The organism is Chitinophaga costaii (assembly GCF_900094705.1).
Classification (GTDB): Bacteria; Bacteroidota; Bacteroidia; order Chitinophagales; family Chitinophagaceae; genus Chitinophaga; species Chitinophaga costaii.
The window spans coordinates 28,280-43,244 of record NZ_FMAR01000017.1 but is presented as its reverse complement, the minus strand read 5'-3'; the positions used below and the strand labels follow the sequence as shown (position 1 = coordinate 43,244).

The window sequence follows — 14,965 nt, the reverse complement described above, 5'->3', positions numbered from 1 at the left end:
AAATTACTCAGGCAAAACCGAGTATAAGCTGTGTGCGGAGGGCGTGTGCTAAAAATGCCTGCGTGGCCTGCCGGATCGCTTCACTTTCCGGTATGCCCAAGGTGGTGCAGGCGTGGGCCAGGAGTTCGTTCATCGTGGCCGGGCCTTCGGCCAATGATTCGAGCATGCTTACAAAAGCAGGGGAGAGGTCGGTGAATTGCACTTCGCCGCTTTCGGGATGGCGGTGCAGGGCAAGAAAATAATGCGACTGGTCTTCCGCGATGATGGTGGCGGCTTGTTTCAGGTGAACGGGAAAGGCAAAATGTTCGAGATGATGTTCCGGGTTCAGTACCAGTTTATCCTGTTGTAAATCGCCCTGGTGGCGGTATTCGGTTGTTTTGTCTTCCATCATATACAACGCTACTTCCAGCCATTCGAACCAAAGTAATTCCAGTAGGAAAGGATAGCGGGTAAGCAGTGGATGGGTGGCGGCTATCATGTAGTCGTACAGTTCTTTAGGCATGTACCATAGCTGTGGACTTTGACAAGGGTGTTCGCTAAAGAAACGTTGTACCAGGTTATTCCATTCCTCTTCTTCCAGCAGGTGGTAAGTGAGGGGATAGGCAGATTGCAGGCTATCGTCTACCACGTTGTACACCAGGCGGCGGTAATGTTGCACATGATCGGTGTGTACGCCCCGGATGTGGGTGTATTCGCCGGTACGGCAGTAATGAGCCAGTGATTGCTGGTAGCCGGTGGTAGGGTTAGATGGCTGCATATGCCATGGGCTTTAAAGCATTATTCTTAATGTCTTGTAATCGGGTAAGTTCTTCCTGTAGCAATGGCAGTTCAGGAATGTTGAAATCTCTTTCTAGCAATACAGGCACATCGCGTTGCAATTTTTGCATAGCATAGGCAAAGAGGTGGTACACCGGGTCGATGATCGCTTCGCCATGTGTATCGATGAGGAGATCATCCGATACCTTTTCATGGCCAGCCATATGTATGTAAGATACCCTTTCCAGCGGTAACTGGTCCAGGAATTCATATGCGTCGTACTGGTGATTAAAACTGTTTACATAAATATTATTTACATCCAATAGCAGCTCGCAATCGGCTTCCGAAAGAATGTGGTTAATAAAATCTACTTCTAACATTTCCGGGGCCACAGGCGTATAGTAACTCACAATTTCTATAGCGATCTTTCTTTCTAATACTTCCTGCACGGTTTTAATGCGCTGCGACACGTGTTTCACCGCATCGGCGGTAAAGGGGATGGGCAGGAGGTCGTACAGGTGGGCGTTATTGCACTTGGAATAGCTGAGGTGTTCGGAATATACCTTTGCGTTGGTATCCTGGAGGAATTGCTTTACTTGTTGCAGGAATGGGAAGTCCAGGTCGTCGGGACTGCCAATAGACAGGGAGAGACCATGCGTATAGAAAGGATATTTTTCCAGCGCCTGCTGAAATAATTTCTTCCAATAACCGCCTACACCTATCCAATTTTCTGGTGCTGCTTCTATGAATGCAGGTTGCAGGGTATTGCTATCTAAAAATTCTTTTGCAAAATCTTTCCGGAATCCAATACCTACCATGATGCAAAATTTTTACGCTCCTTGAGTAAAAGAACCGGCAGGTGGTGTACCTGCCGGTCTATAAGGCTGGTTAAAAATTACTGACCGCCTTTCTTATCGGTCTTGGTCGTTTTTTTCTTGTCTCCGCATTTTCCCTCGCCGCATTTAGCGTCTTTGGATTTGCCTTTCTTCGCACCACATTTGCCATCCTTGGCCTTGGTGCTATCTGCGCCACATTTTAGTTCCAGTGCGCGGGCCGCAGCAGTATTGCCTTCCAACAAATTGCTTCTTACCGATGCGCCATTGCCAAGGTCATTGTAATGGAAGGAGGTTGCCTGTGCAGGGAAGGCGGATGCTGTGATGAGAGCACCTGCTACCAGGGTGCCGGCGAGTAAACTTTTCTTTTTGTTTTCCATGTTTGCTTGTGTTTTTGAGTTGTAACAAATAATGAGGTGGTGTTATCGCTACCCAATAAGCGGGACTGCGATGTATACGAAAAGGTAGGAAGTTTTGACTGCATTCTAGATAAGCTTGGGAAACCTTAACATTATACTAACTGTGATAAGGTGAACTACGTTTAGTGAGTGGGGTGCATAAAACAGCCCCGCCGGAAAGGCAGGGCTGAAGATGCATTAAGGAAACAAGTTGCGGTTAGCGCACCAGGCCTAATACCTTACTGGTGTAGGCCCTTACCTCATCGCTCAGGGCGGGGTTGGCGTTCAGGGATTGTCCGAAAGAAGGGATCATTTCTTTCAGTTTCTGCTGCCAGGCGGGGCTAGCGGCTTGTTGTTTAAAACATTTTTGAATGAGTTCTATCATGATAGACACAGAAGTGGAAGCACCGGGAGATGCGCCCAACAGAGCAGCAATGCTGCCGTCTGCGGCGCTCACTACTTCAGTACCAAATTCCAGTATGCCGCCGTGTGCCGCATCTTTCTTAATCACCTGCACTCGTTGGCCGGCAATTTCCAGTTCCCAGTCTTCCATGCGTGCTTCGGGGAAAAATTCGCGGAGCGCTTCCAGGCGGTCTTCCGGCGACTGGCGTACCTGGTTGATGAGGTACTTGGTGAGCGGAAGGTTGTCCATGCCTGCCGCCAGCATGGGGCGAATGTTGTTAATTTTAATAGACAAGGGCAGGTCCAGCAGGGAGCCGTTTTTCAGGAACTTAGTGCTAAATCCGGCGTAAGGACCGAAAAGCAACGCCTTGTTACCATTGATCATGCGAGTATCCAGATGAGGAACGGACATGGGGGGAGAACCTACAGATGCCTTGCCATATACCTTTGCCTTGTGGCGGGCTATGATGGCTTCGTTGGTGCATTTAAGCCACTGACCGCTTACGGGGAAGCCGCCAAATCCTTTGCCTTCGGGTATGTCTGATTTTAAAAGTAGGGGGAGGGAGCCACCGCCAGCGCCAATGAAAACGAATTTGGCTTTCAGGGAGCGTTTCTGCCGGGTTTGGAGGTCTTTTACTTCAATTTCCCAACCTCCATCGTCGGCCTGATCCAGCCCGCGTACATCATGATGCAGGTAGAATTCTACCCCGGGTTTGGATTTCAGGTAGCTGAACAGGTTGCGGGTGAGTGCGCCAAAATTCACGTCTGTACCCAGTTCTGTGTAGGTGGCGGCTACCGGTTGTTGTGGATCGCGGCCATCCATTACCAGCGGCATCCATTCGGTAAGCTGGGCAGGGTCTTCGGAATAACGCATGTTCTGGAACAGGTGGTGCTGTTGCAGGGCTTCATGGCGTTTTTTAAGATAGGTCACATTATCCTGACCCCATACGAAGCTCATGTGGGGAATGCTATTAATAAAGCTATGGGGATCTTCTTTGATCAATTTTTTCTCTACGAGGTAGGCCCAGAACTGGCGGGATACTTCGAATTGTTCGGCAATCTTCACGGCCTTGCTGCTTTCTATGGTACCGTCTGGTTTTTCGGGGGTGTAATTGAGTTCGCAGAGGGCGGAGTGGCCAGTGCCGGCATTGTTCCAGGCGTCGGAGCTTTCGCCAGCCACCACATCGAGGCGTTCAAACACCTGGATAGTCAGGTCTGGTTGTAATTCCTTGAGTAACACGCCCAGGGTGGCGCTCATGATGCCGGCGCCGATCAAAACCACATCAGGCGCTGGGTTGGGTGAAATATCTTGTTTCAGCATGACCTTGTTTCGAAAGCGCAAAGTTAAGCGGAAAAAATAGATTGTGCAGGCAATAATTCTGTAAACCGGGAAGGCGTTACGGGTTTGGAAAGGTATGAGGCTTATGTATCAGGAGATATTTGGGGAGAAGGATATTTTTTTTGGGGAATTCGGAAAAGAATTTACATTTGCACTCCTGAAACACAAATACAATGCCCAGATGGCGAAATTGGTAGACGCACTGTGTTCAGGTCGCAGCGCTCGCAAGGGTGTGCTGGTTCGAATCCAGTTCTGGGCACGTTAATGGAAAGGTCAGAGGAAACGCTGGCCTTTTTTGTTTTTAGGTCGTTGAGAACCGCGCTGGGCCTGCTTATTTGTGCTTTTTATAACATACAAAACAGATCGTTTTTCAACGTTTGTGACACACCAAATTTTTCCACACTCTCCGGTAGATAATATTTAGCCTTTTCTACACAAACATGCGATTATGCTACCAGCTACAATTTGAGAGCTAGTATGCCATTATCATTGAGCCAGGTCAATTACTTTCTTACTTCAATTCATCAATTCAAAAATGGGCTCAAAATTTCAAAAGGGAAATATGGTTTAATTTATTAATGAAACAACATTTTATTTATATGTCTTCCAAAGAAAGTATTATGAGATTCAGAAATTATTAACTTTATTTGTCTACTAAATAAATAGACTTTGTAGGCTATAAATTTATCTCCTAGTCATTATGGATCATAATCGAGATTTTTTGGAGCAACAATCAGATCATTTTCTTTTGCATCTGGTTAAGCATGATAATGAGCGGGCATTTATAGTAATATACGATAGGTATAAAGAGATTATTTTTAATGCGGTATTTTCTATCCTTAAAGAAAAATCTGCTGCATTAGATGTATTGCAGGATATATTTTGCTGGCTTTGGGAGCATAGAAAAGATATTGAGATTGATTCTCTTAAGCATTATCTGCTAGCTGCCGGGAGATTTAAAGCCCTTAATAACATTAAAAAAACCAAAGCCTATATCGATTATGCTTTACTCCAGGAAAATACTTGGGAAAACCTGAATACTTCCTATGAAAGCCCTGAAAAAGTTTTGCTCAATAAGGAACTGCTTGCTTTTATGAATGATGCCATTAATGTGTTACCCCCAAAGTGCAGGAGGATCTTCCTGTTAAGGAGAATGTATGGATTTTCCGTTAAACAGATCGCAGATGAACTCCAGTTATCCATTAAAACCGTCGAAAACCAGGTAACCGTAGCGCTAAGAAGGCTCAGGGAAACCTTTGGCGCATTTAAAATCTTTTTTTAATGCTTTTAGGGGTTTTGACCTGTTTCTTTGCCTTATGAGAAGTAGAATGATTTTTATGGGCATGCTACCTCAAAATATTAAGGCTATACTTGAAAAGATCGGTAGGGGAGAAGCCACAGCAAAGGAAATTGCTTTGCTCAACAGGTTTATTTCGGAAAATTTTTCTGATGCAGGAGTAGAGAATGCTTTTGAGAGCTATTATACTACGGCCGATGACATCCTAATAAAAGAAAGGCTGGACCTGATTATGAATTCCGGAAAACCGGTGCAGCGGAAAATCCCTGTGGTATTGCCCAGGGTTATTGCCGTGCTGTTCTTCTTAACAGGTATTATTTTATGTGCCCGGTATTTTAGGGGTGCAAGGGAAAAACCAATCTATGCTGTAGATATCCGGACATTGGAAAAGGAGAAAAAATCGATCATGCTCCCTGACTCTTCTTTTGTTTGGCTGAACGAATCCTCCCATATTCAGTACAGATCAAATCCCCAAATAAATAGACGGGAAGTTCTGCTAGAGGGGGAAGCTACTTTTGAAGTGAAACATAATGACCGTGTTCCCTTTGCCGTTATTACTGGCCGGCTTTCTACTGTAGATGTGGGCACGCGCTTTAATGTTTATGCATACAAAAAGGCAGAGCAGATAAGAATTGATGTGATGGAAGGCAGCGTTTATGTTTCCGATGGGGATCAAAAGATAAGCGCCAATCATAATGAATCAGTTTTTTATCTAAGAAAATCAGCATTGCTGCAGAAGAAAAAGGTATTGCTTCCGCATGACCCGGATTGGCATTCGCTGTCATTTGATTATAAAGATATTGCCATGCATGACCTAGTTGCGCAACTGCAACGCTATTATCAGATACAGTTGATTATTCCTTCAAAGATTTCAACCTGCCATGTATATGCCTGTTTAGGCGAAACGAGTATTGAACAATCGCTCAAGCTTATCGCAGAAAGTTTAAATGGTCAACTTTTAAGACATAACGAAAATACATTTGAAATAAGGGGCGGAACCTGTCGGTAATTAACCACCTGAGCATTTATACCTAAATATATTGAAATGAGACAGCTCAATGGAGAACGTTGTTGGCTGTGTTTATACTGTGGGTTTGAGAAATAATTTATAACATAATCCAACTATAGACAATCCTCCTTTTCTGACAAGGGAATCAATTATACATTAAACAGAACAGAGATGTTTCTGTGTGTTATGTTGCCAATATAGATATGCCCTTTAAAGGATCATTTATGTATACAAACCTAATCATTCCGAATATGGATTTTCCATGCCTTATTTTCCGGCGCAATATTTTATTTCCAATCTTATTACTGACGTTTATTAGTGCTCCGCATTTGGGAAGAGCACAGGCGATCAACCTAAAGCAGCAAGTAACTATTCACCTGAACAATGTACCCCTGTCAGAGGCAATATCCCAGATTTCTGCGAGCACAGGAATAAAGATTGTTTTTGGCGGAAGCGGGAAGGCCCTTAGCCAGATAGTCAGTGTTAATGCAGAACAGGAACCCCTGTCTAAAGTCCTAACCACCGTGGTGTCTCCCCAAAAGTTTACTTATACACAAATGGATAACGCTATTGTTATTAAATACAAAAAAGAGTTGTTGAAACAAAGTGAGGAATATCAGAGAGGTACGCTTTTCGGCATTGTGAAAGATGCTAGTTCCGGAGAATATCTGCCGGGAGCCAGTTTGTTAATATCTGACAGACAAGGTAAGACTACTCCCTCCGCAACCGACCGGGAAGGCCATTTCCGGATTGCCAATCTTGAATATGGTACTTATACTATAACGGTAACGAATATAGGATATGCCAGTTATTCCGTAGCAGTACAACTGGATAAAAATGAAGTTTACTTAACCATTACTTTGGCTCCATCTTCCTACTTTCTTAAAGATGTGGTAGTAAATACCCAGCGGTCAGGTCAGGCGAAAGCACTCAATAAGCAAAAGAATGCTATTAATATTATCAACGTGGTTTCGGAAGAGCAAATGCAGAAATTCCCGGACAGAAGCGCAGTAGATGCGCTACAACGTGTTCCGGGGGTGTATGTTTCCCGGACGTTTGGTGAAGGCCGCTATGTATATATAAGAGGAACCGATGCCAGGTTTACAACGGTTTCCATAAACGGATCCCGTGTAGCTACACCGGAACAAGGATCCCGCTATACTGGCCTGGACTACGTTTCCGCCACCCAGCTATCTTCAATAGAGGTTTCCAAAACGCCTACGCCCGACCTGGATGGCAATGCGATAGGCGGTACTGTTAATCTGGTAACCAGAAGTGCTTTCGATTATAATAAGAAAAACAATCTGAACTTGGTGCTCGGAAGCGGCTATAACCATTTTTCTCAAAAACCCGTTTACCAGGGATCTTTTACTTATTCAACACGGTTAGGGAAAAAGCAGCACTTCGGACTTACTTTCGGTGCAAATGTCCAGGAATCACAGCCTACCACCCAATCATTTGAATACAGATGGGATGATAGAACCGCTATAGATGGACACTCTATTCCATTGGCCCTTACGCAGATTGTAGCTAATAACTATATTATAAAACGTACCTATTACGGTGGTGATCTGAATCTGGAATATAAGTTGAATGAGAATAATAGATTTTATATAGGGGGTACATTCAATAAACGTAGAGAAGACCAGAGCCGGAGCGATGTCACCATCAAACTCAATAAAGGAAAATATGTGGATGATAGTACAGTAACCAAAGCTGCCATTATCCGCGATTTACAGGCCCGTGTGGAAAACGAACTTATTTCTACTTTAAACGCCGGCGGTGTTCATACTTTCCATAAGGTTAAGCTGGATTATAAATTCAATTATAGTTACGGTTCGCATCATAAAAACGCTCCTGAAGGACAGATACAGCCTGAATTTGATATGGATCAGAAAGCAAATCTGAGCATTGATTTTTCCAACCTGCGCAGCCCGAAATATAAGATCACCAACCTGGAGGATGGATATGAAAGAAATCCGGCTAATTTTTCCCTGGCCAATATAGACTGGCGCACGGAGCATGCTTCCGATAAAGAAGGAGTAGGGCTATTTAACCTTTCCATCCCTTATAGCTTGTTTAAATCTGCCGGATTTATAAAATTGGGTGGCAGTTACAGGTTCAGTGAGCTGAAAAGAAATGATCCACGTTATAAATATACCTGGAAAGGATCGCAAGATATTTTGTTGACTGATTTTACTAACAGCAAGAGCTCCGATTTTTTGGACGGGTATAATTTCGGCCCACTGATCGATGCAAACCAGGTCAGAAATTTTATGTATCAACAACGGGGCGGCGGCGACCTTGTAGAAGAAGAAAATTATGCGGAATCTTTAGGGAATACGTATAAAGCGCAGGAGAAGATCTATGGGTCTTATTTAATGACCAGGTATGATATCAGCCATCTCACGATCCTCGCCGGATTCAGGAATGAATATACCCGAAACGACTATCAGGGTAACCTGTTGAAGTTGGATGAGAACGGAAATTTTGTGAGCGACAGTGCGATAAACAATAGAAAAGGCTATAATAAATTATTCCCTAACCTTCAATTAAAATACACCATTAAGAACAACACCAATGTGCGGCTGGCATTTACTTCCGGTATCGCCAGACCCAATTATGCCGACCTGGTTCCCTATTTTATTGTAGATAATTCCTCACTGGAGATCAGTAAGGGCAATTCTTCGCTTAATGCGACTACCGCTTTAAACCTGGATGTTCTGGCAGAACATTATTTCTCTGGGATTGGTATTTTGTCAGGAGGTTTTTTTTACAAGGATCTCCATCACATTATATATAACCGGATTTATACTCAAACGGGAGGTAACTATGATGGGTATGAGGTAACGGAACCCGTAAACGGAGGCAATGCGAAGTTGCTCGGATTCGAAGTAAACTGGGAACAGCAGTTTTCTTTTTTACCCGGATTTTTAAAGGGCTTCGGCATTTTTGCAAATTACACGCATACAAAGGCCACGGATGTTAATTTATTATATGGAAGAAGCGGGGGCCATCTTCCTGGTCAGGCTTCTGATGCCGCTAATCTGGCATTGATATATGAAAAGGGAAAGGTTTCTGGAAGGGTTTCATGGAATTATAGCGGCGCTTTTATAAAGGAGGTAGGCGAATCTATAGACAGGGACAGGTGGACGGATCATTACGGTAAATGGGATCTTGCAGCCAGCTACAAGCTGTTTAATGGGTTTGAGATCTTTGCCAATATCAATAACTTCAGCAGCGCCCCTCATCTGGAATATTACGGTATCAGGGATAGGCCTTATGTGCATGAAGCTTTTTCCTGGTGGGCAAATGCTGGCATCAGGTGGAGACTCTGATCATTCAATATATCTGCCTGCTTTTTTGAATTATGATAGAAAACGGGCATCATAAATTCTATATCACACAGGGGATTTGCGGGTCATACATGATCGCTGCTGCAAGGAGAATGTGAAACGAATAATGTTAATGCAGGACAGGTTATTAAACAAGCTGCGAAGCGTATTCTTAGGAACTTATAAACGAGATAATTTAAAAAGACAAATATCACCGGATGAAACAAACTGCTTTGCTGAAATATTGTTATTGCTGTTTCTTTCTGCTGGCGGCAGCGAAAGGGATCAGGGCACAGACTATCGCCTTATGGGGTTTTGATGATGTAGCGGGTTCTTATCCAAGCACCGTTATACCGGATCTGTCGAGCAACGATTATCCGCTTGTGCTGGGGAAGGGCGGGTCTATTGTTCCGGGAGGACGCTTTGGAAATGCCTTTACTGCCAGGGAGCAGGAACATATTTCCTATCCTCAAGGCGAAGTGCTTTTTGGTCTTTCGCAACTTAAAACGCCCGCCGACCGGCACGAACCACCCATGTCTTGGATGAATGCAAATTTCGGAGCATTAATGAGTGCAGGTGAAAACCATCTTCGCAAGGAAGTAGGCTTTGTGAACCCAACGCAGACAAAATTAAACCTGGGCAATTTTGACTGGACGGTTGAATGCTGGCTTAAACCTAATTTTCTGCAACAGTCGGAACAGGTCATTTTTGAGATAGGCACTGGTCCGAGAGGTGAGAATGACCGCATTACCAAGTTATCTTTTAAAGGCCGTGAAGGGTTCAGGTTTTTAAATAACGGAATTGCTTATCTGTTACCGATGTCGAGAACATCCGGATTTAAGCGACAATTAAATGGAGACTGGCATCATTTTGTTTTGCTTTTCCAACATAAAAGCAAGACGCTTTCTTGGTATATTGACGGACGGTTGCAAGGCAATCGTCCTGATGCAAATATTGTTTCCTTGCCTTTGGGTGAAGAAGCCTATTTCAGTATTGGGCGTAACGGGCACTGGCAGGAGCCATTGCTGAGTGCCATTGATGAGCTCCGGTTTAGCGAGGGCTTTTTGTACAGTAGTAACTTCAAGCCGCCAATAGTAAGTTTTATTCAACCTTCTTCAACAGCTGCTGCTTTGCCGGAAAAAGTACTGGGACCTCCACTATTGTTTCCTCCCAAAGGTTCCAGGCATGATACTCTGAAGCTGGGCAACCGTAAATTTCTGTTTTTGGACAGCTCGATTATTGACACTTCATGGGGAAAAATTTCATTTCAGGTAAACCCTCCTTTGCAGGCAACTAAAGTTATTGAAGTAAAAGGCATTTTCAGAAAACATTTAAATGTGCTGGAGGATGAGAAGGGGCTTATCCGGATTTATTACGGCGTTAATGATGATAACCTTGCGGTGCAAACATCTGCAGACGGTTTGCATTTTACCGAGCCTGATCTTATAGACACCCCTTTCCATGGACATAAAAATATTGTAGTGGCGGAGGAAACGGGTATGGGAATGGTATTCATTGATCCCAATGCTCCGCCAGAACAAAAATGGAAATTCCTAAGCGATTTTCATCGACGGGGCATTTATCTGTATGTTTCAAATGATGGATGGAGGTTTAAAAGACTTAAACAGCCGGTATTGCCGTTCAGGTCCGGTTCACAGAGCAATATTTTTTACGATGACCAGCAACAGTTGTACCTCTCTTACCATAGAACAGATTTTGGCCGGGATAAAGAAGGTAATACCCAAAGAAATTATGTGTTGACAGCTACTGAAAAACTGGCTGGTCCCTGGCCGTATAAACCTTTGTCTTTACATGATCTGCTTTCCTCAACGGATACCTCCAAAGTTCATCGGCTAATTCCCTGGTATCTTGATAATGGCCCCTTAACACCGGGAGGTTTCGGAAAGGAATTTCCCTGGGTATTTACGCCTGCTGCAAACGATCCAGATAATGTGGATATCTATGTTCCCAAAGCTATCAAATATCCTTGGGCTCCCGATACCTATCTGGCTTTTCCCTGTGTGTATTTTCATTATGAATCCCCGGTAAATGGTCGTAATGCTTTATCCACCCCTGACCGTGACAGGGGCTCAGGTCCTATTGAAACACAGTTGGCGATTAGCCGTAATGGTTATGAGTGGAAAAGGTATCCGAGGCCGGTTTATCTCGCGCCTGGCACACATGACGGATGGCCGGTTCAGCAGATTTATATGGCTCAGGGGCTGATTCGCCGTGGAAATGAGATCTGGCAATATTTTTATGGCACAGAGGCATATCATTCCGGTTATTTAAAGCTTGATAAAGCTAAAACAGCCGTCTACCGCGTAGTGCAGCGTCTTGACGGGTTTGTGTCACTGGACGCATCTTATGATGAAAACTCCTGTATTAGAACATTGCCATTCACATTTGAGGGTGATAGACTTTTATTAAATGTCAATACAAGCGCAACAGGATATATGCAGGTGGGCATCCTGGATGGTGAAGGAAGGCCATTGCCAGGTTTCGGATTGGATGATTGCATCTACATTAACGGGGATTATATTGAAACGCCCGTTGAATGGTTAAAAAAGGGGGCTTCGCTCAAGTCATTGAATGGAAAAACAGTTCGATTAATATTCCGCATGAGAGGAAGCAAGTTGTATGCCATGCAGTTCAAATAATTATTTCATTAAAATGAGAGAATGATAAAGCGTTTTTTGATTATTATTTTTTGTGGCGGGATATTGAGCACACAGGCACAGGAAAAATCGTGGAAGATGCATGTAATTGACAACAGTCTTTTAGGTGCAGATGGGGTGAAATTGGCAGATGCCAACAACGATGGCTTTAAAGATATCGTAACAGGTTGGGAGCAGAGTGGCCTGGTGCGCATCTATTTTAATCCCGGTCCTGCCAGGTCTAAAGAAAAATGGAAGTATGTTACCGTAGGCAGGGCGCCTAGCGTGGAAGATGCGGTTCTTGTGGATCTTGATGGTGATGGGGCTAAGGATGTCATCAGCTGTTCGGAAGGCCATACGCTAAGCATCAATATTCACTGGGCCCCTCCTCCCGGTCAGGATTATACAGATTCCTCACTGTGGAGTACCGCATCTATTCCGGTAACCAAGAACCTTTGCCAGTGGATGTTTGCGGTTCCCATTCAGCTGGACAATAAAAACGGAATAGACCTGGTCATCGGTGGTAAAAAAGATAACGATTCATTTCCGCAGCCTTATATTGGCTGGCTTCAGTCGCCCAAAAATCCACGCAACTTGGCAGACTGGAAATGGATATCACTAGCGAAAGTATCATGGGTCATGTCTATCTTCACGAACGATATCAACAATGACGGTTTACCGGATATCGTTTATTCCGACCGTAAAGGGGATACAAAAGGTTGTTGGTGGCTGGAAAATCCAGGGGAGGAGCATATTGCCGAACACTGGCAAAAGCACAATATCGGTGGTGACACCACGCATACCGAATTTTTTATGGATTTAGGTGATCTAGATGGAGATCAGAGAACAGATGTGCTAGCTGCTACATTGGAAGACAGCATTCATTTTATCAGGAAAATGAGTGACGACGGATTGCAATGGAAGACATATAAGATTTCCTATCCTATGAAGGTTGGATCTGCAAAAGGCATCACTATTGCAGACCTGGATGGGGATGGAAAAAAGGAACTCGTATTATCCTTTGAACATGCCTACACGCCTAATTCAGGCATTGTCTATTTAAAAAGCAGCCGATCTGTTTACGATAAGGGATGGCTTAGAAATGAAATAAGCGGCCCAAATGGAATAAAATATGATTTAATTCCGGATATTGATCTGGATGGAGACGGTGATCCAGATATTATCTCTACCGAAGAAAATAATAACTCAGCGAATGGTAATGGAGGCCTGGGCATTATCTGGTATGAAAATCCAGGGAAGTAGTATAACCTTTCCAGTATTTAACCGAAAAATGCAGTACTTCTTCGACCTTTGCCATTTTGCATCTTCAATATCATAGGATTTAAATACATGTAAAAACAATAAATTTAATAAACCCAATCGTATTAAAATTATTTATATATTTATGACGTAATCATCCTATCTATGAAATATTTATTGTTATTGATCTCGCTGATCACTTTACGCGCAAGTGCTCAGAAATTAACGTTTATTGAATCTGACGCCAAAGAAAAAGATTGTGTCCATCAAATCTTTACAACATCGTCCGGGAAATATGTGGATCTTAAATATGGTTCTTTCATTAGGGCATTAAATTACAGTGTTGGGATAAATGCGGTCGTTGCTGTATACGATCACCAATTAAATCAACTTTTTTCTAAGCCACTGGATGCTACAGCCAGAAAAATGTTCATAGCTGGTTATACGATTGGCGATAAATTGATCTTATTCTTTTCAAATAGAGAAAATGCGGTACAGGTTTATGAACTAAATGTGGAAGACGGAACAGCCAGCCTGGTAGCGGATCTGGTAAAACCAACAGCGGAAGATGCAAGTCTGACGGTAGGGCCATCTTCCGACACCTCGCATTTCTATGTGGTATATAAGACCACCCATAAAAATGAGCCTAGTTCCTATGAAGGATTTATAATAGATAAGCAATTTAAAATTGTCACTAAATTTGTTGCTTCGAACGAGGAGCCCGATAAGAATATCGACCAAATAAAGTTTATAGTTTCTGACGATGGTATTTTTAACATCATTGCTGCTGTGAAAGGATCGGATACAAAAAAAGATTTCAACCCTTTTAATTATACCATCATACAGGTAAACGCATCCGGAAAAGTTAGCACGGGGCATCTAACAGGCATACCAGGAGGCTTATTCAAAAATATTGCATGGTATGCTGTGAAAAATGATGTACAATTTAAGGGGTTTTATGAAATGGAAAAAAGTCCAGACTTTACAACGGTAATAAGCGGAGTATATGACGGCTTACAAAGAAAAGTGACACAAATAAAGAAAACGGAACTTGCACAGAAGGTCAGTGTTACTGCCTCTTTGCTACACTACTACACTTTAAAAGATAACAGCACTGTTATTATGCTGGAACCATCAGGCGGAACTCATATTGATTATGTACCTAAGCCTAATCCGATTGGTAGTAGTTTTAGCATGCAACGTGAGCCAGCCACGGTGGGTGTCGGTAATCTGTACATGATTAAAATAACTGCAAACAATGAAATAGCCTGGGTGAAAACTATTTATAAAAATCAGTTGGAAATGAACTTTCACGCGTTTACCGGATCGGCTATATTACCAGACAATAACGATGGCTTTTATATCTTTTATCAAGATTGTTTAAAAAACACCGATGTGGATGATACTACACCTCGACGCGTAGTATTACCCGGCGGTAAAAGGGATGGTTTGGCAGTAGTACACATCAGTGCAGATGGTAAAATGACTAAAAAGTTTCAGGAACCTTCTTTTAATCACAAAAGGTATTCAGGTGTTCCATTTTCTCCTGTATTTATTGCTACAGAAGGAGGAAACAGGCTGATTTATGTATCTTTCAAGCATAAGAATATGGATCGGTCGCTTTATCATTTATCCGCCGTTACCGTTGAATAAAATGGTAAGCTACGCAAACGCGCTCT

At 43.2% G+C, this 14,965-nt stretch carries 10 protein-coding genes and 1 tRNA gene; 7 read left to right on the top strand and 4 right to left on the bottom strand.

Features of this window, described 5'->3' with window-relative positions; all coding sequences use genetic code 11:
* Positions 1-7: 7 nt before the first annotated feature.
* The 4 genes from GA0116948_RS18410 to GA0116948_RS18395 form a co-directional block, all read right to left on the bottom strand.
* Positions 8-757: an HvfC family RiPP maturation protein gene (locus tag GA0116948_RS18410; RefSeq protein WP_089714938.1), complete on the bottom strand. Its 750-nt coding sequence runs from the start codon at positions 755-757 to the stop codon at positions 8-10.
* Entirely contained in the window at positions 744-1,574 is an 831-nt protein-coding gene (locus GA0116948_RS18405; protein ID WP_089714935.1) for an HvfB family MNIO-type RiPP peptide maturase, read from the bottom strand. The genes GA0116948_RS18410 and GA0116948_RS18405 overlap by 14 nt, the downstream gene beginning before the upstream one ends.
* Before the next feature lie 77 nt (positions 1,575-1,651).
* Entirely contained in the window at positions 1,652-1,969 is a 318-nt protein-coding gene (locus GA0116948_RS18400; RefSeq protein WP_089714933.1) for an HvfA family oxazolone/thioamide-modified RiPP metallophore, read from the bottom strand.
* 235 nt (positions 1,970-2,204) lie between these two features.
* A complete protein-coding gene (locus GA0116948_RS18395) occupies positions 2,205-3,710 on the bottom strand; it encodes a malate:quinone oxidoreductase (RefSeq protein ID WP_089714931.1) in 1,506 nt (501 codons plus the stop codon).
* Between the two features lie 193 nt (positions 3,711-3,903).
* Between GA0116948_RS18395 and GA0116948_RS18390 the strand changes: the two genes are divergently transcribed.
* The 7 genes from GA0116948_RS18390 (at position 3,904) to GA0116948_RS18360 (ending at position 14,939) form a co-directional block, all read left to right on the top strand.
* Positions 3,904-3,987: transfer RNA gene (locus GA0116948_RS18390), tRNA-Leu, on the top strand.
* 441 nt (positions 3,988-4,428) lie between these two features.
* On the top strand, positions 4,429-5,010 hold the full coding sequence (locus GA0116948_RS18385) for an RNA polymerase sigma factor (protein WP_089714930.1): 582 nt from the start codon (positions 4,429-4,431) through the stop codon (positions 5,008-5,010).
* A gap of 34 nt (positions 5,011-5,044) precedes the next feature.
* Positions 5,045-6,034 carry a FecR family protein gene (locus tag GA0116948_RS18380; RefSeq protein WP_089714928.1) on the top strand — a complete coding sequence of 330 codons (990 nt, stop codon included), beginning with the start codon at positions 5,045-5,047 and terminating at the stop codon, positions 6,032-6,034.
* Positions 6,035-6,363: 329 nt separating this feature from the next.
* The gene (locus GA0116948_RS18375) at positions 6,364-9,372 is read left to right on the top strand and encodes a TonB-dependent receptor (RefSeq protein WP_165798381.1); all 3,009 of its coding nucleotides are present in this window, start codon (positions 6,364-6,366) and stop codon (positions 9,370-9,372) included.
* Positions 9,373-9,587: 215 nt separating this feature from the next.
* On the top strand, positions 9,588-12,029 hold the full coding sequence (locus GA0116948_RS18370) for a LamG-like jellyroll fold domain-containing protein (RefSeq protein ID WP_089714925.1): 2,442 nt from the start codon (positions 9,588-9,590) through the stop codon (positions 12,027-12,029).
* Positions 12,030-12,050: 21 nt separating this feature from the next.
* Positions 12,051-13,289 (top strand): FG-GAP repeat domain-containing protein, encoded by a 1,239-nt coding sequence (locus GA0116948_RS18365; RefSeq protein ID WP_089714923.1) that lies wholly within the window; start codon positions 12,051-12,053, stop codon positions 13,287-13,289.
* 162 nt (positions 13,290-13,451) lie between these two features.
* Positions 13,452-14,939 (top strand): hypothetical protein, encoded by a 1,488-nt coding sequence (locus tag GA0116948_RS18360; protein ID WP_123891732.1) that lies wholly within the window; start codon positions 13,452-13,454, stop codon positions 14,937-14,939.
* Positions 14,940-14,965: the final 26 nt, after the last annotated feature.

Coding starts and splice junctions, on each gene's coding strand:
- GA0116948_RS18410 (WP_089714938.1), bottom strand. CDS start 757: ATGCAGCCATCTAACCCTACCACCGGCTACCAGCAATCACTGGCTCAT.
- GA0116948_RS18365 (WP_089714923.1), top strand. CDS start 12,051: ATGATAAAGCGTTTTTTGATTATTATTTTTTGTGGCGGGATATTGAGC.
- GA0116948_RS18400 (WP_089714933.1), bottom strand. CDS start 1,969: ATGGAAAACAAAAAGAAAAGTTTACTCGCCGGCACCCTGGTAGCAGGT.
- GA0116948_RS18395 (WP_089714931.1), bottom strand. CDS start 3,710: ATGCTGAAACAAGATATTTCACCCAACCCAGCGCCTGATGTGGTTTTG.
- GA0116948_RS18385 (WP_089714930.1), top strand. CDS start 4,429: ATGGATCATAATCGAGATTTTTTGGAGCAACAATCAGATCATTTTCTT.
- GA0116948_RS18360 (WP_123891732.1), top strand. CDS start 13,452: ATGAAATATTTATTGTTATTGATCTCGCTGATCACTTTACGCGCAAGT.
- GA0116948_RS18370 (WP_089714925.1), top strand. CDS start 9,588: ATGAAACAAACTGCTTTGCTGAAATATTGTTATTGCTGTTTCTTTCTG.
- GA0116948_RS18380 (WP_089714928.1), top strand. CDS start 5,045: ATGAGAAGTAGAATGATTTTTATGGGCATGCTACCTCAAAATATTAAG.
- GA0116948_RS18405 (WP_089714935.1), bottom strand. CDS start 1,574: ATGGTAGGTATTGGATTCCGGAAAGATTTTGCAAAAGAATTTTTAGAT.